Source organism: Pseudomonas sp. RL_5y_Pfl2_69 (assembly GCF_963970465.1).
Lineage (GTDB): Bacteria > Pseudomonadota > Gammaproteobacteria > Pseudomonadales > Pseudomonadaceae > Aquipseudomonas.
In genome coordinates this window covers 99,451-117,311 of record NZ_CAXAOU010000006.1, presented here as the reverse complement: position 1 = coordinate 117,311, position 17,861 = coordinate 99,451, and the positions used below count along the sequence as shown (strand labels likewise).

The 17,861-nt window shown below is 58.8% G+C and carries 16 protein-coding genes; 10 read left to right on the top strand and 6 right to left on the bottom strand.

Going from position 1 to position 17,861, the window contains the following annotated elements:
- Positions 1 to 87 precede the first annotated feature (87 nt).
- Positions 88 to 1,065, top strand: coding sequence for an NADPH:quinone reductase (locus AACY07_RS12320; RefSeq protein ID WP_133074961.1), 978 nt, complete (start codon positions 88 to 90; stop codon positions 1,063 to 1,065).
- 123 nt (positions 1,066 to 1,188) lie between these two features.
- Here AACY07_RS12320 and AACY07_RS12315 read toward each other — a convergent pair whose 3' ends face one another.
- Both AACY07_RS12315 and dprA read right to left on the bottom strand, forming a co-directional pair.
- Entirely contained in the window at positions 1,189 to 1,746 is a 558-nt protein-coding gene (locus tag AACY07_RS12315; protein WP_133074960.1) for an L-threonylcarbamoyladenylate synthase, read from the bottom strand.
- Between the two features lie 35 nt (positions 1,747 to 1,781).
- Entirely contained in the window at positions 1,782 to 2,879 is a 1,098-nt protein-coding gene (dprA, locus tag AACY07_RS12310; protein ID WP_339475000.1) for a DNA-processing protein DprA, read from the bottom strand.
- Between the two features lie 392 nt (positions 2,880 to 3,271).
- Between dprA and def the strand changes: the two genes are divergently transcribed.
- The 5 genes from def (at position 3,272) to AACY07_RS12285 (ending at position 7,978) form a co-directional block, all read left to right on the top strand.
- Positions 3,272 to 3,778, top strand: coding sequence for a peptide deformylase (def, locus tag AACY07_RS12305; RefSeq protein ID WP_019828628.1), 507 nt, complete (start codon positions 3,272 to 3,274; stop codon positions 3,776 to 3,778).
- A 215-nt stretch (positions 3,779 to 3,993) separates the two neighbouring features.
- Positions 3,994 to 4,953 (top strand): methionyl-tRNA formyltransferase, encoded by a 960-nt coding sequence (gene fmt / locus AACY07_RS12300; protein ID WP_326398903.1) that lies wholly within the window; start codon positions 3,994 to 3,996, stop codon positions 4,951 to 4,953.
- A complete protein-coding gene (rsmB, locus tag AACY07_RS12295; RefSeq protein WP_219261982.1) occupies positions 4,950 to 6,260 on the top strand; it encodes a 16S rRNA (cytosine(967)-C(5))-methyltransferase RsmB in 1,311 nt (436 codons plus the stop codon). The genes fmt and rsmB overlap by 4 nt, the downstream gene beginning before the upstream one ends.
- A 19-nt stretch (positions 6,261 to 6,279) precedes the next feature.
- Complete coding sequence (gene trkA, locus AACY07_RS12290; RefSeq protein ID WP_133074956.1) at positions 6,280 to 7,656, top strand: Trk system potassium transporter TrkA; 1,377 nt, start codon at positions 6,280 to 6,282, stop codon at positions 7,654 to 7,656.
- Between the two features lie 10 nt (positions 7,657 to 7,666).
- A complete protein-coding gene (locus AACY07_RS12285) occupies positions 7,667 to 7,978 on the top strand; it encodes a tetratricopeptide repeat protein (RefSeq protein WP_339474998.1) in 312 nt (103 codons plus the stop codon).
- A 114-nt stretch (positions 7,979 to 8,092) separates the two neighbouring features.
- Here the strand turns inward: AACY07_RS12285 and AACY07_RS12280 are convergent, their stop codons facing one another.
- A complete protein-coding gene (locus AACY07_RS12280) occupies positions 8,093 to 8,980 on the bottom strand; it encodes a lysophospholipid acyltransferase (protein ID WP_016782851.1) in 888 nt (295 codons plus the stop codon).
- A gap of 153 nt (positions 8,981 to 9,133) precedes the next feature.
- The gene (locus tag AACY07_RS12275; RefSeq protein WP_339474996.1) at positions 9,134 to 9,691 is read right to left on the bottom strand and encodes a DNA-3-methyladenine glycosylase I; all 558 of its coding nucleotides are present in this window, start codon (positions 9,689 to 9,691) and stop codon (positions 9,134 to 9,136) included.
- A gap of 81 nt (positions 9,692 to 9,772) precedes the next feature.
- On the opposite strand from AACY07_RS12275, the gene glyQ reads away from it, so the two are divergent.
- From glyQ to AACY07_RS12255, 4 genes are all read left to right on the top strand, one after another.
- Positions 9,773 to 10,726 carry a glycine--tRNA ligase subunit alpha gene (gene glyQ / locus AACY07_RS12270; protein WP_019828634.1) on the top strand — a complete coding sequence of 318 codons (954 nt, stop codon included), beginning with the start codon at positions 9,773 to 9,775 and terminating at the stop codon, positions 10,724 to 10,726.
- On the top strand, positions 10,723 to 12,777 hold the full coding sequence (glyS, locus tag AACY07_RS12265) for a glycine--tRNA ligase subunit beta (protein WP_219261980.1): 2,055 nt from the start codon (positions 10,723 to 10,725) through the stop codon (positions 12,775 to 12,777). The genes glyQ and glyS overlap by 4 nt, the downstream gene beginning before the upstream one ends.
- Before the next feature lie 10 nt (positions 12,778 to 12,787).
- Entirely contained in the window at positions 12,788 to 13,321 is a 534-nt protein-coding gene (gmhB, locus tag AACY07_RS12260; protein ID WP_133074952.1) for a D-glycero-beta-D-manno-heptose 1,7-bisphosphate 7-phosphatase, read from the top strand.
- Positions 13,322 to 13,398: 77 nt separating this feature from the next.
- Complete coding sequence (locus AACY07_RS12255; RefSeq protein WP_019828637.1) at positions 13,399 to 14,172, top strand: lysophospholipid acyltransferase family protein; 774 nt, start codon at positions 13,399 to 13,401, stop codon at positions 14,170 to 14,172.
- A 253-nt stretch (positions 14,173 to 14,425) separates the two neighbouring features.
- Here the strand turns inward: AACY07_RS12255 and AACY07_RS12250 are convergent, their stop codons facing one another.
- Complete coding sequence (locus AACY07_RS12250) at positions 14,426 to 16,048, bottom strand: MFS transporter (protein WP_133074950.1); 1,623 nt, start codon at positions 16,046 to 16,048, stop codon at positions 14,426 to 14,428.
- A gap of 91 nt (positions 16,049 to 16,139) precedes the next feature.
- The gene (locus AACY07_RS12245; protein WP_339474993.1) at positions 16,140 to 17,801 is read right to left on the bottom strand and encodes a GMC family oxidoreductase; all 1,662 of its coding nucleotides are present in this window, start codon (positions 17,799 to 17,801) and stop codon (positions 16,140 to 16,142) included.
- Positions 17,802 to 17,861 lie beyond the last annotated feature (60 nt).

Sequence of the window (17,861 nt, the reverse complement as noted above, 5' to 3'; positions counted from 1 at the left end):
AACATCGCCCTGCGCATCACCGCAGTTGACGAAGATCACGCTTAAGCGTTGGATAGCGGCTTCGTCAATTCAGCAAGGAAAGTGCAGATGGCTAAGCGTATCCAGTTTCGGGCCCACGGCGGCCCTGAAGTGCTTGAGTATGTCGACTTCCAACCCGCCGAGCCGGGCCCGCAGCACGTGCGGGTACGCAATCAGGCCATCGGTCTGAATTTCATCGATACCTATTACCGTGGCGGCTTGTACCCGCTGGCTGAGCTGCCGTCCGGGCTGGGCAATGAGGGCGCCGGGGTTGTTGAAGCGGTGGGCAGTGAAGTGCGTACCGTTAAGGTCGGCGATCGCGTGGCCTACGGCACCGGCCCCTTGGGCGCATACAGCGAGTTGCATGTGTTGCCCGCCGCGAATGTGGTGAAACTGCCCGATGATATTTCCTTTGAGCAGGCCGCCGCCGTGATGCTCAAGGGGCTGACAACCCAATACTTGCTGCGTCAGACCTATGAACTCAAAGGTGGCGAAACAATCCTGTTTCACGCTGCCGCCGGTGGCGTCGGTTCGATTGCCTGCCAATGGGCAAAAGCGCTGGGCGTAAAGCTGATCGGCACCGTCAGTTCAGCCGAAAAAGCGGCCCATGCCAAAGCGCTGGGCGCATGGGAAACCATCGACTACAGCCATGAGGATGTGGCCAAGCGTGTGCTGGAATTGACCGACGGCAAAAAGTGCCCGGTGGTGTATGACGGCGTGGGCAAAGACACCTGGCTGACCTCGCTCGATTGCGTGGCACCCCGCGGTCTTATGGTCAGCTTTGGCAACGCATCGGGGGCGGTGACCGGGGTTAACCTGGGGATTTTGTCGCAGAAGGGCTCGCTGTACGTGACCCGACCAACACTGGCGTCCTACGCCAATAGCGCCGAAAACCTGCAAGCGATGGCCGATGAGCTGTTTGCGATGATCCGCAGTGGTGCAATCAAGGTTGATATCAGCCAGCGTTTTGCGCTGAGTGATGCCGCCAGGGCACAGACTGAGTTGTCGGCACGCCGTACGACGGGTTCTACGATTTTGTTGCCTTAAAACAAGCGTCCATCCCTGTGGGAGCGGGCTTGCTCGCGATGGAATCGCTGCGGTGTAACTGACACACCGTAGTGCCTCAATCGCGAGCAAGCCCGCTCCCACACAACAGAAAAGCCTGTGTGCCTACGCCGGGCGAACCACCTTGCCGCTCGCCAGATCGCGGATCAGGCTCGGGTTTTTGCGCCCGCCCAGATTGCCGCCCAGTACATGATCAATTTGCCCACGGAAATACTGCTCAACTTTTAACCGGGTACGCGCAGCGGGCAAGCCCGCCGGGTTGGCGGACGTCGACACGATAGGCCCCACCAACGCACACAGCTCACGCACCAGCGGGTGATCACTCACACGCAGCGCCACGGTGTCATGCACGCCGGTAATCCACTCGGGCAACAAGCCCTGATGCGGCACCAGCCAGGTGTTCGGCCCCGGCCAGGTGCTGGCCATACGGTCGATCCATTCCTGGGGGAAGTCTTCAAACAGAAAGTCGAATTGGTGGATGTTGTCAGCCACCACAATCAGGCCTTTATCCACAGGCCGCGACTTGATCGCCAGCAACCGCTCAACCGCTTCTTCATCCCACGGGTCGCAGCCCAAACCCCAGACCGCCTCGGTTGGATAGGCAATTACCGCGCCTGCGCGAATGGCTCTTGCAGCTTGTTGGACGCGCCAGGTGCTGATCATTGAATGTCTCCAGATATGTACTACACGCAGTGTACTTAGCTGGGCCGCGCAAACCAACGCCCGCCCTCCAGCACGACGTGCCCCGCCAGTTCGAGTTCGGTCATTGCCGCCAGCAATCGAGGTAAATCCCAACCACTGGCAGTGACCAGTGCTTCGCTGGTTTGAGGCGCTGCCTGCAACAATTGCACTAATGGATGACAGCTTGGTGTAAATAAATCGGTGGTGGATAACGGCAATGAGCGCCAGCCACGCAGGCCTTCCAGAATATGCTCCACGGTCTCGACCAGAGTGGCGCCATCGCGGATCAACTGATGACAACCCCGTGCCCCCGGATGCTGGATAGAGCCGGGCATGGCGTACACCTCGCGCCCCTGTTCAGCCGCCAGGCGGGCGGTGATCAGCGAGCCGCTGGCCACACTGGCCTCCACCACCAGCACACCAAGGGATAAACCGCTGATGATTCGGTTACGCCGAGGGAAGTTGGCCGGTAGTGGGCCGGCGTCCAGAGGGAACTCCGAAACCACCGCGCTGCCGCTGGCAATCATTGCGTCTGCCAGGGCGCGATGGCGCTGTGGATAAAGTTTTTGCAAACCGGTGCCCAATACGCCCACCGTCTGTCCGCCAACGTCCAGAGCAGCTTGATGCGCCGCGCCGTCTACCCCCAGCGCCAGCCCGCTGGTAATTACAAAACCGGCTCCGGCAAGGCTGCGGGAAAAGGCTGCTGTGGTGTCCAGGCCCGGGCGTGAAGCGCGTCGGCTACCGACCATCGCCAGCTGCGGCTTTTCCAGAATGGAAGGGGCCCCAGCCACGAATAACACGGGGGGAGCATCGCTGAGTTCACTCAATAAAGCAGGGTAATCGGCCTGATCATGAAACAGCACGTGCTGCCCGGAGCGCTCAAGCCAGCGCAATGCAGCGCTGGCACCCTCGCGAACCTCAGGGCTGCGTCGCGCCTGGGCACAGGCTGCTGGCAGCCCCAATGCATGCCAGGCGCCGGCAGGCGCACTGAGCGCCGAACTGGCCGAACCGAAGGCCCTGAAAAGGGTGTAGTAACGCCGGGGCCCAATCTCGGGCAGGCGGTGCAGACGCAAACGGGCTTCGAGTTCAGCCGGGGATATTTCTGACAACGGCATAGGATCATCCTTGATCGGTTATTCCATCTGAACATAAGGAACAAGCTGTGGATAAGTCTGTTGACAAGTTGTTTGGGAAACGATGAAAACGGCACGATTGAGCCACCGGCCGGACCTTGAAACCGTACGTAGAAACCCAACATTAGTTGAACGCTGCCAAGAGGCTGATCTCACAGGTTTCAAATTGAGACATGCACCGGCCACCTGCGCGTGCAGCCCGGCAGCTAGTCGTTTCATCCGCGGGTGAATCCCTTTATTATGTGTGCTCGCGTGAAACGCCAGAGCCCGAGCGGGTTCTCTCTGAAGGAGACGTTTTGCACAGGTTGCTCGAGTCCACAGGACCCACCTGACAACCGTTTTTGAATCTTTCACACAGTGCACCAATCAAACTTATGGCTATTTTGAACATCCTCGAATTCCCAGACTCGCGTCTGCGTACCATCGCCAAACCCGTGGCGGTTGTGGACGACGAAGTCCGTCAGTTGATCGATGACATGTTTGAAACCATGTACGAGGCGCCGGGCATCGGTCTGGCAGCCACTCAGATCAACGTGCACAAACGCATCGTGGTCATGGATCTGAGCGAAGACCGCAGCGAACCCATGGTGTTTATCAACCCGGAGTTCGAGATCCTGTCCGACGAGATGGGCCAGTATCAGGAAGGCTGCCTCTCGGTACCGGGTTACTACGAAAACGTCGATCGCCCGCAGCGTGTCAAGATCAAGGCGCTGGACCGTGACGGCAAGCCTTTCGAAATGATCGCCGAAGGCCTGCTGGCGGTGTGCATTCAGCACGAATGCGACCACCTCAACGGCAAGCTGTTCGTGGATTACCTGTCTACGCTCAAGCGTGACCGGATCAAGAAGAAACTGGAAAAACTGCACCGCCAGAACGCTTGATCAATTGCCTGAGGTCAGCGCTGCTCTTGTAGCCGCTGACGAGGAACGAGGCTGCGATCGGGTGCGTAGCAGCCGTAAAACCCGCGCCCTGAATGCCGCTGACACACCGCGTCGCCTGAATTTACGGCCGCTTCGCACCCGATCGCAGCCTCGTTCCTCGTCAGCGGCTACAGGTATCTCGCAGGACTCTCCCCCCTATTCCAAGTGAGTAATCCATGACTGAGCCACTGCGCATCGTCTTTGCTGGCACCCCAGAATTCGCCGCCGAACACCTCAAAGCGCTGCTAAGCACCCCTTACGAGATCGTCGCGGTCTACACCCAACCGGATCGTCCGGCCGGGCGCGGGCAAAAGCTGATGCCAAGCCCGGTCAAGCAACTGGCCCTGGAACACAACATCCCGGTCATGCAGCCGCCAACCCTGCGCGCACCCGAGGCTCAAGCCGAACTGGCCGCGCTCAAGCCGGACTTGCTGGTGGTGGTGGCATACGGCCTGATCCTGCCTCAAGTGGTGCTGGATATTCCGCGTCTGGGCTGCATCAACAGCCACGCGTCCTTGTTGCCACGCTGGCGTGGAGCGGCGCCGATTCAACGCGCCATCGAAGCGGGCGACAGTGAAAGCGGTGTGACCGTGATGCGCATGGAGGCGGGTCTGGATACCGGCCCCATGCTGCTCAAGTCTGTCACCCCGATCACTGCCGACGACACCGGCGGCAGCCTGCACGACCGTCTGGCAGAGTTGGGCCCACCGGCCGTTATCCAGGCCATCGCCGGCCTGGCGGCGGGCACGCTGCAAGGCGAAGTGCAGGACGACAGCCTGGCGACCTACGCCCACAAGCTCAATAAAGACGAAGCACGCATCGACTGGAGCCGCCCGGCTGTTGAGTTGGAGCGTCTGATTCGCGCCTTCAACCCCTGGCCGATTTGCCACAGCACGCTCAGTGGTGAAGCCCTCAAGGTGCTGGCCGCTACCATTGCTGACGCCAAGGGCGCGCCGGGGCAGATTATTGCCGCGAGCAAAGACGGCTTGATCGTTGGCTGCGGTGAAGGCGCGCTATGCCTCACACGTCTGCAATTACCTGGCGGCAAAGCACTGAACTTCAGTGATTTTTTCAACAGTCGCCGTGAGAAATTCGCTGTCGGCATCACCCTCGGTCAAACGGAAAACGCGCAATGAACCCTCGTCTGGCCGCTGCCAAGGCACTGACTGCAGTGTTGAACGGCAAAGCATCGCTCAACAGCTCCTTGCCGCTGCAACTGGACAAGGTTGAGGTGCGCGATCGCGGCCTGACCCAGGACCTGGCGTTCGGTACTGCCCGCTGGCAGCCGCGCCTGTCGGCGCTGGCCAACAAGCTGCTGCAAAAGCCGTTCAAGGCTGCGGATGCGGACGTCGAGGCGCTGCTGCTGGTCGGTCTGTATCAACTGCTCTACACCCGTATTCCGGCCCACGCTGCCATCGGCGAAACCGTAGGCTGCGCCGACAAGCTGAAAAAGCCGTGGGCCAAAGCCCTGCTCAACGCCGTGCTGCGCAACGCCCAGCGCGAGAGCGAAGCCTTGCTGGCCGAGCTGGAGCATGATCCCGTGGTGCGTACCGCCCACCCGCGCTGGCTGCAAAAATCCCTGAAGGCCTTCTGGCCTGAGCAGTGGGAAGCTATTTGCGCGGCCAACAATGCCCACCCGCCGATGATTCTTCGGGTTAACCGTCGTCACCACAGCCGCGATGGGTATCTGCAGTTGCTGGTCGAGGCCGGGATCGAGGCCCAGCCGTGTGTCTACAGCCAGGACGGAATTGTGCTGGCCCAAGCCTGCGATGTACGCAATCTGCCGGGCTTTGCCGAAGGCTGGATCAGCGTGCAGGACGAGGCCGCGCAACTGGCCGCCGACCTTCTGGATCTGGCGCCGGGCCAGCGTGTGCTTGACGCCTGCTGCGCACCGGGCGGTAAAACCTGCCACATCCTGGAAGTCGAACCTGCACTGGCGGGCGTAGTGGCGGTCGACCTGGAAGCCAAGCGTCTGGTGCGCGTGCGCGAAAACCTTGAGCGTCTGGGCCTGAGCGCCGAGCTGATCGCTGCCGATGGCCGCGACACCGCCACCTGGTGGGACGGCAAGCCCTTCCAGCGCATCCTGCTGGATGCGCCGTGTTCGGCGACCGGTGTTATCCGCCGTCACCCGGACATCAAGCTGACCCGCCAACCCGATGACATTGCCGCGCTCGCAGCCTTGCAAGGCGAACTGCTGGACGCGATGTGGCCAACTCTGGAAGTCGGTGGCATCTTGCTCTATGCCACCTGCTCGACGTTGCCGACTGAAAACACCGACGTGATCGAAGCCTTTCTCGCCCGTACCCCGGGTGCCCGAGAGCTTGATATCGCCGGGCAGTTCGGCCTCAAGCAACCCCACGGCCGGCAGTTGCTGGCGCAAGAGGGCGGGCACGACGGCTTCTACTACGCCAAATTGATCAAAATCGCGGCCGCTCGCGGCTAACTGATTAGGGATTGCAGGCATGAAAATCATCATCCTCGGCGCAGGCCAGGTCGGCGGTACGCTGGCAGAACATTTGGCCAGCGAAGCCAACGACATCACCGTGGTCGACACTGATGGTGAGCGCCTGCGCGACCTCGGTGATCGCCTCGATATTCGGACCGTGCAGGGCCGAGCCTCGCTGCCTAATGTGCTGCGTCAGGCGGGGGCGGATGACGCCGACATGCTGGTGGCGGTCACCAACAGCGACGAGACCAATATGGTCGCGTGCCAGGTGGCCTACACGCTGTTTCATACCCCGACCAAAATCGCCCGGGTCCGCGAGGCGGCTTATCTGACACGCGGCCAGGAGTTGTTCGACAACGACGCAATCCCGGTCGACGTGCTGATCAGCCCCGAGCAGGTAGTAACCAATTACATCAAGCGCCTGATCGAACACCCCGGCGCCTTGCAGGTCATCGACTTTGCCGAAGGCAAGGCACAACTGGTGGCGGTCAAGGCGTACTACGGCGGCCCGTTGATTGGTCAGCAACTGCGCCAGCTCCGTGAACACATGCCGAATGTGGATACGCGAGTAGCAGCGATTTTCCGACGTGACCGGCCGATCACCCCCCGTGGTGATACGGTGATTGAGGCTGACGATGAGGTCTTTTTCATCGCCGCCAAGGCCAACATTCGCGCCGTAATGAGCGAAATGCGCCGTCTCGACGAAAGCTACAAGCGCATTGTGATCGCCGGTGGCGGGCAGATCGGTGAGCGTTTGGCCGAGGCGATTGAAAGCCGGTATCAGGTCAAGATCATCGAGATGAACCCGGCACGTTGCCGCTATTTGTCCGACACCCTCGACAGCACTGTGGTGCTGCAAGGCAGCGCTTCTGACCGCGATTTGATGCTCGAAGAGAACATTGCGGACGCTGACGTATTTTTGGCCCTGACCAACGACGACGAGGCCAATATCATGTCCTCGCTGCTGGCCAAGCGCCTGGGTGCAAAAAAGGTGATGACCATCATCAACAACCCGGCCTACGTGGACCTGATCCAGGGCGGCGAGATCGATATCGCCATCAGCCCCCAGTTGGCCACCATCGGCACCTTGCTGGCCCACGTGCGCCGTGGCGATATCGTCAGCGTGCACTCATTGCGCCGCGGAGCGGCCGAGGCGATCGAGGCGATTGCTCACGGTGATTCGAGGTCAAGCAAAGTGATTGGTCGTCGTATCGGCGAGATCAATCTGCCGCCGGGCACTACGATTGGCGCGATTATTCGCGACGAAGAAGTACTGATTGCCCACGACTCTACTGTGATCAATGCTGGCGACCACGTGATCTTGTTCCTTGTGGATAAAAAGCATATTCGCGACGTAGAGAAGCTGTTCCACGTGGGATTGAGCTTTTTCTAAGGAGTCAGGAATGCTGGAGTCACTGGAAAAAATGCGGGCCTTGGGTGTGGATAACTCATTGCTGCGCTTTGGCCTTGGCAAGGGTTATCTCGACCTTGGGGATAACCTCAAGGCGGCGGAGCACCTGCAACGCTGTGTGGCGTTTGATCCCAAGTATTCCGCAGCCTGGAAGCTGCTGGGCAAGGCGCAACTGGCGGCGGGCGATCGTGTGGCCGCGCGCACGGCATGGGAGCAGGGGATTGCAGCAGCCCAGGCCCATGGCGACAAACAGGCCGAGAAAGAAATGACCGTGTTTTTGAAGAAACTCGATAAAGTCTCCTGACACTGCCCATCCAATGTGAGAGCGGGCTTGCTCGCGATGCAGACAGCGCGGTTCAGTTTTAAAACCGCGTCGATGCATCGCGAGCAAGCCCGCTCCCACAGGGGTTGGGTGGCTTTAGTACCAGCGCGCCTCTCCCGGCGGACGCTTTTTGAAGCGCTTCATGCTCCACATGTACTGGCTCGGGTACGCCCGCACATATTTTTCGACCACCTTGCTCATGGCCGCACACGAGGTTGCCGTGTCGGTGCTGTACATCTCTTCGGGCGCCGCTTCCAGAATCACTTTAAAGCCCGAACCGTCCGGCAGGCGCAGTGCGTGCAGGAACACGCCCACTGCCTTGCCACCCGCCAGCATGTTGGGCACAAACTTGCTGGTCAGGGCCATCGTGCCGAGGAACGGTACAAAGATACCGGCTGACTCTGCTGGCTCCGGGTCGGCCGGAATCCCGACCTGACCGCCTTTTCGCACTTCCTTGATGACACTCAAAATGCCTTCTTTGGTCGATGCGGCCACGCGGTTGCCCAGTTGCACACGTTGTTTTTGCAGCAGTTCGTCTACCGCCTTGAGCTTGGGCGGGCGATAAAAAATGATCGGTTTGCACTGGCTGCAGTAGAAGTGGTTGAGCACTTCCCAGTTACCCAGGTGGCTGGTGATGCCCACTACGCCCTTGCCGGAGGCCAAAGCGTCCTTGAGCACGTCCAGGCCTTCGACTTCACGCACCAGATCAATGGAACGCTGGGCGGGCCAGATCCAGGCGCAAGCGCTCTCGGTCAGGCTTTTGCCGATGTCCTTGAGGCTTTGGCCCACCAGTTGCTCACGGGCTACCGGGTCCATCTCGGGGAAGCACTTGGCCAGGTTGATACGCACTACATCGCGCGATCGGTTAGGCAGTTTCCACATCAACCAGCCAATGGCCGACCCCACGCGCTGCACCGCGCCCCACGGGAGCATGGCAAACAATCGCAAAGCCCCGACCAGCAAGGCGCCTTTAAACTTTTCCACAGGGTTATCCCATTCAAAACAAAACGGCTTTGTAGTCGCTGACGAGGTACGAGGCTGCGATGGGTTGCGCAGCAGCCCCATTGTTGAAGGTCCTTCGGACCTTATCGCAGCCTTCGGCAGCGACTACAGGATTTAATGCAATAGGCCAGCATTCTAACCGCCGTTTGCCAGTTCGGCGTAACGGTCGCAATAGGTGGCGTGGTCCATGACCATGCCGCTGGCCTGCATAAAGGCGTAGCAAATGGTCGGGCCGACGAACGTGAATCCGGCTTTTTTCAGGCCTTTGCTCATGGCTTCGGCCTCAGGTGTCACGGCCGGGAATTCATGGCGTTCGGTGAAGTGGTTGATCTTCGGCTTGCCGCCCACGAACGACCATAAAAACTCGACGGGGTTGTCCAGCGCCAGCCAGGCCTGGGCATTTCGCCGTGCTCCAGTCACCTTGAGCCGGTTGCGGATGATCCCGGGATCTTGCAGCAACGCTTCTATTTCGGCGTCGCTCATGATCGCCAAACGCTGCACATCGAAGCCGAACATGACCTTACGATAATGCTCGCGCTTCTTTAAAACCGTGATCCAGGACAAACCCGCCTGGAACCCTTCGAGCAATAACAACTCGAACAGCCCATGCGCATCGCGCAACGGCACTCCCCACTCTTGATCGTGATAAGCGGTGTACAGCGGATCGTCTGAACACCAGAAGCAACGTGCCATATAGGCTCCAGGGGGTGGAGGGGCGACCGAATCGGGTATACTCCCGCTCTTTAAATCGCAGCCCAAGAAACAGGTGAATTTGTGAGCCAGCCTACGCCAGCAGTGCGTACCTTCCAAGACTTGATCCTCGCCCTCCAGCAATACTGGGCCGAGCAAGGTTGTGTGGTGCTTCAGCCCTACGATATGGAAGTGGGCGCCGGCACATTCCATACCGCCACGTTTTTGCGCTCTCTGGGCCCGGAAACCTGGAACGCCGCTTATGTGCAGCCCAGTCGTCGCCCGACTGACGGCCGCTACGGCGAAAACCCTAACCGTTTGCAGCACTACTACCAGTTCCAGGTAGTCTTGAAGCCAAACCCGCCAAACTTCCAGGAGCTGTACCTGGGTTCGCTGAAACACATCGGCCTGGACCCTCTGGTACACGACATCCGTTTCGTCGAAGACAACTGGGAATCGCCAACACTGGGCGCCTGGGGTCTGGGCTGGGAAATCTGGCTTAACGGTATGGAAGTCACCCAGTTCACCTACTTCCAGCAAGTCGGCGGCATTGAGTGCTACCCGGTAACTGGCGAAATCACCTACGGCCTTGAGCGCCTGGCGATGTACCTGCAAGGCGTAGATTCCGTCTACGACCTGGTATGGACTGACGGCCCGTTCGGCAAAGTGACCTACGGCGATGTGTTCCATCAGAACGAAGTCGAGCAATCGACCTACAACTTCGAACACGCCAACGTCGACAAGCTGTTCGAGCTGTTCGATTTCTATGAAAGCGAAGCCAAGCGCCTGATCGAACTGGACCAGCCGCTGCCGTTGCCTAGCTACGAAATGGTGCTCAAGGCGTCGCACACCTTCAACCTGCTTGATGCCCGTCGCGCCATTTCCGTGACCGCGCGTCAGCAGTACATCCTGCGTGTGCGTACCCTGGCCCGTGCGGTGGCTCAGGCCTATCTCGAAGCTCGCGCCAAGCTGGGCTTCCCGATGGCTCCACCTGATTTGCGTGATGAAGTGTTGGCTAAGTTGGAGGCTGCACAATGAGTGCTCAAGATTTTCTGGTTGAACTGGGCACTGAAGAACTGCCGCCAAAAGCCCTCAATACTCTGGCTGATGCGTTTCTCGCCGGGATTGAAAAAGGTTTGCAAGGCGCAGGTCTGAACTTCAGCGCGAAGAAGGTTTACGCCGCGCCGCGTCGCCTGGCCGTGCTGCTGACCCAGCTCGATACCCAGCAACCGGACCGCAGCATCAATATCGATGGCCCGCCACGTCAGGCAGCCTTCGACGCTGAAGGCAACCCGACCCAGGCAGCCCTTGGCTTCGCCAAGAAGTGCGGCGTTGAGCTGAGCGAAATCGATCAGAGCGGCCCAAAGCTGCGTTTCAGCCAGGTGATCGTCGGCAAGCCGACCGCCACCCTGCTGCCGACCATCGTTGAAGATTCGCTCAACGACCTGCCTATCCCCAAGCGCATGCGCTGGGGTGCCCGTAAGGTCGAGTTCGTGCGTCCAACCCAATGGCTGGTGATGCTGCTGGGCGATGAAGTGATCGACTGTACGATCCTGGCGCAAAAATCGGGTCGCGATTCCCGTGGTCACCGTTTCCATCATCCGGAAAACGTCACCATCACAGCACCGGCCAACTACCTCGAAGACCTGCGCAAAGCCTACGTGCTGGCAGACTTCAATGAGCGTCGTGAGCTGATTTCCAAGCGTGTAGCCGAGCTGGCGACGATGCAGGAAGGTACTGCAATCGTGCCGCCAAGCCTGCTCGACGAAGTCACCGCGCTGGTTGAATGGCCGGTGCCACTGGTGTGCTCGTTTGAAGAGCGCTTCCTGGATGTGCCGCAAGAAGCCCTGATCACCACCATGCAGGACAACCAGAAGTATTTCTGCCTGCTGGACGTTGATGGCAAGTTGCTGCCGCGCTTTATTACCGTGGCCAACATTGAGAGCAAAGATCCGAAGCAGATCATTTCGGGTAACGAGAAAGTGGTTCGCCCACGTCTGACCGATGCCGAGTTCTTCTTCAAGCAAGACAAAAAGCAGACACTCGAAAGCTTCAACCTGCGCCTGCAAAACGTAGTGTTCCAGGCTCAACTGGGCAGCGTTTACGACAAGGCCGAACGCGTGTCCAAACTGGCGGCATTCATTGCCCCGCGCATTGGCGGCGATGCTTCGCGTGCAGCCCGTGCCGGTTTGCTGTCCAAGTGCGACCTGGCCACTGAAATGGTCGGCGAGTTCCCGGAAATGCAAGGCATTGCCGGTTACTACTACGCGCTGAACGACGGCGAGCCTGAAGACGTCGCCCTGGCGTTGAACGAGCAATACATGCCTCGTGGCGCTGGCGCCGAATTGCCAAGCACCCTGACCGGCGCTGCAGTGGCCATCGCTGACAAGCTGGACACCCTCGTAGGGATTTTCGGCATCGGCATGTTGCCAACCGGCAGCAAAGACCCGTACGCACTGCGTCGCGCCGCGCTGGGTATCCTGCGCATTCTGATCGACAAGAAACTCGACCTCGACCTGACTGAAGCGGTGAACTTCGCTGTCAGCGCGTTCGGTGCCAAGATCAAGTCGGCCGGTCTGGCTGACCAGGTCCTGGAATTCATCTTCGACCGCCTGCGTGCGCGTTATGAAGATGAAGGCGTGGACGTTGCCACTTACCTGTCGGTACGTGCCCTCAATCCAAAATCGGCGCTGGACTTCGATCAACGTGTGCAAGCCGTGCAGGCGTTCCGTCAATTGCCGGAAGCCGCTGCACTGGCCGCCGTGAACAAGCGCGTATCGAATCTGCTGAGCAAGGTTGAAGGCACGGTTTCAACTCACGTTGAAGCCCGCTATTTCGACAATGCCAGTGAGTTCTCGCTGTTCTCGGCCATCCAGAAGGCTGACGAAGCGGTACAGCCAATGGCTGCTGCCCGTCAGTACAACGAAGCGCTGACCCGTCTGGCCTCCCTGCGCGAGCCGGTGGATGCGTTCTTCGAAGCGGTGATGATCAACGCTGAAGATGCGAGTGTGCGAGCTAACCGCTATGCATTGCTGGCACGTCTGCGTGGCCTGTTCCTGGGCGTTGCCGATATTTCACTGCTGGGCTGAGGGGTTACCGTTGAAACTGCTGATTCTCGATCGGGACGGAGTGATCAATGTCGACTCCGACGCTTACATCAAGTCAGTCGAGGAGTGGATTCCACTGCCCGGCGCGATCGAGGCCATTGCGCAGTTGAGCAAAGCCGGCTGGACCGTCGCCATCGCGACCAACCAGTCCGGCATTGCCCGCGGCTATTACGATGTCGCCACACTCGACGCCATGCACGCCCGTTTACGGGCGTTGGTGGCGCAGCAGGGTGGCGAGGTCGGGCTGATCGTTTATTGCCCCCATGGTCCTGATGAGGGCTGCGCTTGCCGCAAGCCCAAACCAGGCATGCTCCAGACGATTGCCGCGCATTACGGTGCCGATTTGACCCAATGTTGGTTTGTCGGTGACAGTTTGGGTGACTTGCAGGCTGCGCAAGCCGTCGATTCTCAGCCCGTTTTGGTAAAAACCGGAAAAGGCCTACAAACTTTGGCCAAAGTTCTACCGGTTAATACCCTAATATTTGACGATCTGGCGGCAGTTGCCGCAGAACTTATCCACAAATAGAGCAGGTTTGAACACGCCCCATCACACGGTGGATCGGGTTGTTCAGTCGTGCTCTATCCGCAACGGTAAAAGTCGCTATGTCGATCCTGCAGGCCATCAGAACCTTCTTCTTTTACCTGCTGCTGGGCACCAGCTCTCTGCTGTGGTGCTCGCTGAGCTTTTTTGTCGCCCCCTTTTTGCCGTTCCGTGCGCGTTATCGGTTTATCAACGTGTACTGGTGCCGCTGTGCGCTGTGGCTGACGCGAGTGTTTCTGAACATTCACGTCAACGTGACGGGTGCTGAAAACATCCCGCAACGACCTTGCGTGATTCTGGCCAACCACCAAAGTACCTGGGAGACGTTCTTCCTCTCGGCTTACTTTCAGCCGTTGAGCCAGGTTCTCAAGCGTGAGCTGCTGTATGTACCGTTCTTTGGCTGGGCGATGGCGATGCTACGTCCGATTGCCATCGACCGTGACAACCCGAAGGCGGCGCTCAAGCACATCGCCAAAAAAGGTGATGAGCTGCTCAAGGACAATATTTGGGTGCTGATTTTCCCGGAAGGAACCCGCGTGCCGTTTGGCCAGGTGGGCAAGTTTTCCCGTGGCGGTACGGCCCTGGCGGTCAACGCCGAGTTGCCGGTACTGCCAATTGCCCACAATGCTGGCAAGTACTGGCCAAAGACCGGCTGGGCTAAAAAGCCCGGTACGATCGAGCTGGTCATTGGTGAGCCGATGTACGCCAACGGCACTGGACCACGGGCGATTGCCGAGCTGAACGACCGTGTTCAAGCCTGGAATGAACAGGCTCAGCGTGACATGGGTTCACTGCCTCCAGTGGCGGCACCCATCGCCGCCGCCGTGGGTCAGTAAAATTGTGGATAAGGTGTGCACAAGATTTTGATATTTTTAAAAAAGCATCTGTAAGTCGATGATTTAAATAGTTATTTCGATTTCAGACTTTTTAACGAAAACCGTGCATAAGTTTTTCTTGGAACATAAAAAAACCGGCTTATTCCAGCCGGTTTTTTTGTGTCTGACAGTCTGCCTGACGGCCGTGTTGAAATCGCGGACAAGCCCCGCTCCCACCGAACAATTCTGTGGGAGCGGGCTTGCTCGCGATGGGCTAGACCTTGTCGATGTTTACGTTCCTGGTTTCCTTGAGGAAGATCATGCCCACCACCAGGCTGACCCCGGTAATCACCACCGGATACCACAAGCCATAGAAGATATCCCCGGTGAAGACCACCAGCGCAAACGATACCGTTGGCAGGAACCCACCAAACCAGCCATTGCCAATGTGGTAGGGCAGGGACATGGAGGTGTAACGGATGCGGGTCGGGAACAGCTCGACCATCACCGCCGCCAGCGGGCCATAGGTCATGGTGGCGATGAGGGTCAGCAATACCATGATCAGCACGACCATCGGCTGATTGACCGAGCTTGGGTCAGCCTTGGCCGGGTAGCCCGCTTCAGTGACTGCAGCGCGCATGGCGGCTTCGTCGAAACCGCTGATTTTCTTCTCGCCCACGGACACCTGAACCTCGGTGCCTGCTGCAACTGACTGCGAGGTGTACGGCAAGCCCTGTTTCACCAGAAAGGTTTTGACCTTGTCGCACGGGCTGTCAAAACGAGCCTTGCCCACCGGGTCAAACTGGAAGGTGCAGGTGGCCGGGTCAGCCATCACCACAATCGGTGACTGACGGCTGGCAGTATCAATCTGCGGGTTGGCGTAATGGCTCAATGCTTTGAACAGCGGGAAGTACAACACGGTGGCGAGCAACAGGCCGAGCATCAGGATCGGCTTGCGCCCCACCTTGTCCGATAGCCAGCCGAAGAAGATAAAGAACGGCGCACCGATGATCACGCTGATAATCAGCAACATGTTGGCCTGGGCCGGGTCAATCCTGAGCATCTGCGTGAGGAAGAACAGCACATAGAATTGCGCGGTATAGAAGGTCACCGCCTGGCCCGCGTTGATGCCGAACAGCGCAATCAGAACAATTTTAAGGTTTTCCCATTTACCGAACGACTCGCGGATCGGCGATTTACTGGTTTTACCTTCGGCTTTCATTTTCACGAAAGCCGGCGATTCGTGCATGCTCATGCGAATCCAGGTCGAGATGCCCAGCAGCACGATGGACAGCAGGAACGGCAGGCGCCAGCCCCACACTTCAAACTGATCACCGGTCAGGTAACGGCAGCTCAACACAACCACCAGCGACAGCAATAAGCCCAGGGTCGCGGTGGATTGAATCCAGCTGGTGTTAAAGCCGCGTTTGCCGGGAGCTGCGTGCTCTGCCACATAGGTGGCCGCACCGCCATACTCACCCCCCAGCGCCAGCCCTTGAAGCATGCGCAACACCACGAGCATGATCGGGGCCGCAATGCCGATACTGGCGTAAGTCGGCAACAGACCGACAGCAAAGGTCGAAAGGCCCATCAGAATGATGGTCATGAGGAAGGTGTATTTGCGCCCGATCATGTCACCCAATCGGCCAAAAACCAGTGCTCCGAAGGGTCTGACCAAAAAGCCTGCGGCAAAAGCCATCAAGGCAAAAATGAACGCCGTGGTGTCGTTTACACCCGCAAAGAACTGCTTGCTGAGTACGGTTGCCAAAGCGCCATACAAGAAAAAGTCATACCACTCGAAAACCGTCCCGAGGGATGACGCAAAAATGATCTTTCGTTCTTCACGACCGGTTGTTCCCTTGGCGGGAGCTGCTTGTTCTGCAATTGCGTCTGACATGTTCAATGTCCTCAGCCCTGTTGGGCCACAGTGATTATTGTTTTTGTCCACTGCCGGTTCCGGATGACTGCGCCCGAAACCACGATCCCGCTCAGGCGACCGGTGTTGCTACCGCGCGATTGACCTCAGTTGCGTGCTCCAGTGAGTCAAGTGACGCCTGCAGGATTAACTGCGCGGCTTTTTCGCCAATCATCAAGGTCGGTGAACAGGTATTACCCGACACGATGCTGGGCATGATTGAAGCGTCTGCCACCCTCAACCCCGGTACGCCATGAACGCACAACTGGTCATCGACCACTGCCTCGGCGTCCTGGCCCATGCGGCAGGTGCCCACAGGGTGAAAAATGGTCGTCCCGATGCGGGCGGCAGCTTCATACAACTCTTGCTCGGTTTGCAGGTCCTTGCCAGGCAAGTACTCCTCTGGCGTAAACGCCTGCAAGGCCGCACTGGACACGATGCGCCGGGTCAGGCGAATCGCATCCGCTGCGACTCTCAAATCGTCAGGATGGCTCAGGTAATTGGGATCGATCAGCGGCGCGTCATCCGGATTGGCAGAGCGGATATCGACCCGACCACGGCTTTTTGGGCGCAAGTTACACACCGACGCCGTGAACGCGGGAAAGGTGTGCAGCGGCTCGCCAAAACGCTCAAGGGACAACGGCTGGACGTGGTACTGCAAGTTGGCCGAGGGTTGATCGGGATCGGACTTTACGAATGCACCCAACTGACTGGGTGCCATGGCCAATGGGCCGCTACGGTCGTAGGCATAACGCAGGCCCATGCCTATCTTGCCCCACAGGCTGTTGGCCACCTGATTAAGGGTGCGCGCCTTGGTCAGTTTGAAGATCAGGCGCAGTTGCAGATGGTCCTGCAGGTTTCCACCCACACCGGGCAATTCGTGTTGAACATTTATCCCCAGGCTTTCCAGCAGGGGGCGGGGGCCAATACCCGAGCGCTGCAAGATCCCGGGAGAGCCAATCGAACCCGCACACAAGATGATCTCGCGACCGGCCGAGAAAACATGCTCAGCGCCTTGCCAGCGGGCACTGACCTGCGTCGCACGGCCATTTTCAAGCAGCACTTTATCGACCTGAACATCGGTCAACACGGTCAGGTTCGAACGCTTGAGCACTGGCCGCAAGAAAGCCTTGGAAGCATTCCAGCGCACACCGGATCGCTGGTTGACCTGAAAGTATCCACAGCCCTGGTTGTCGCCGCCGTTGAAGTCGCTGACGCTGGCAACTCCGCTTTCGGCGGCCGCGTTGCGAAAGGCATCCAGAATCGGCCAGGTATAGCGCTGCTGTTCAACCCGCCATTCGCCATCAGCGCCATGCAGGTCGGAGTTGCCGGCAAAGTGTTTTTCGCTGCGCTTGAATAGCGGCAGGACGTCTTTCCAGGACCAGCCCGCATTGCCTTGCTCGGCCCAACGGTCGTAATCGCCCGCCTGACCGCGCATGTAGATCATGCCGTTGATCGACGAGCTGCCGCCCAATACCTTGCCCCGCGGATAGCTCAGGCTGCGACCTTGCAAGCCGACCTGCGCTTCGGTTTTGAAGCACCAGTCGGTGCGCGGGTTACCGATGCAATACAGGTAACCGACGGGAATATGGATCCACGGGTAGTTATCTTGCCCACCCGCTTCGAGCAGCAACACGTTGTGACGTGGATCGGCAGACAGCCGATTCGCCAGCACTGAACCCGCAGGCCCGGCGCCCACAATGATGTAGTCGTACACCTTACTGGCTGATGGCATTGATCACCTCGCCTTTATTGTTCTTGTCCTACACCATCCTATTGATTAATTTCGAGTTTG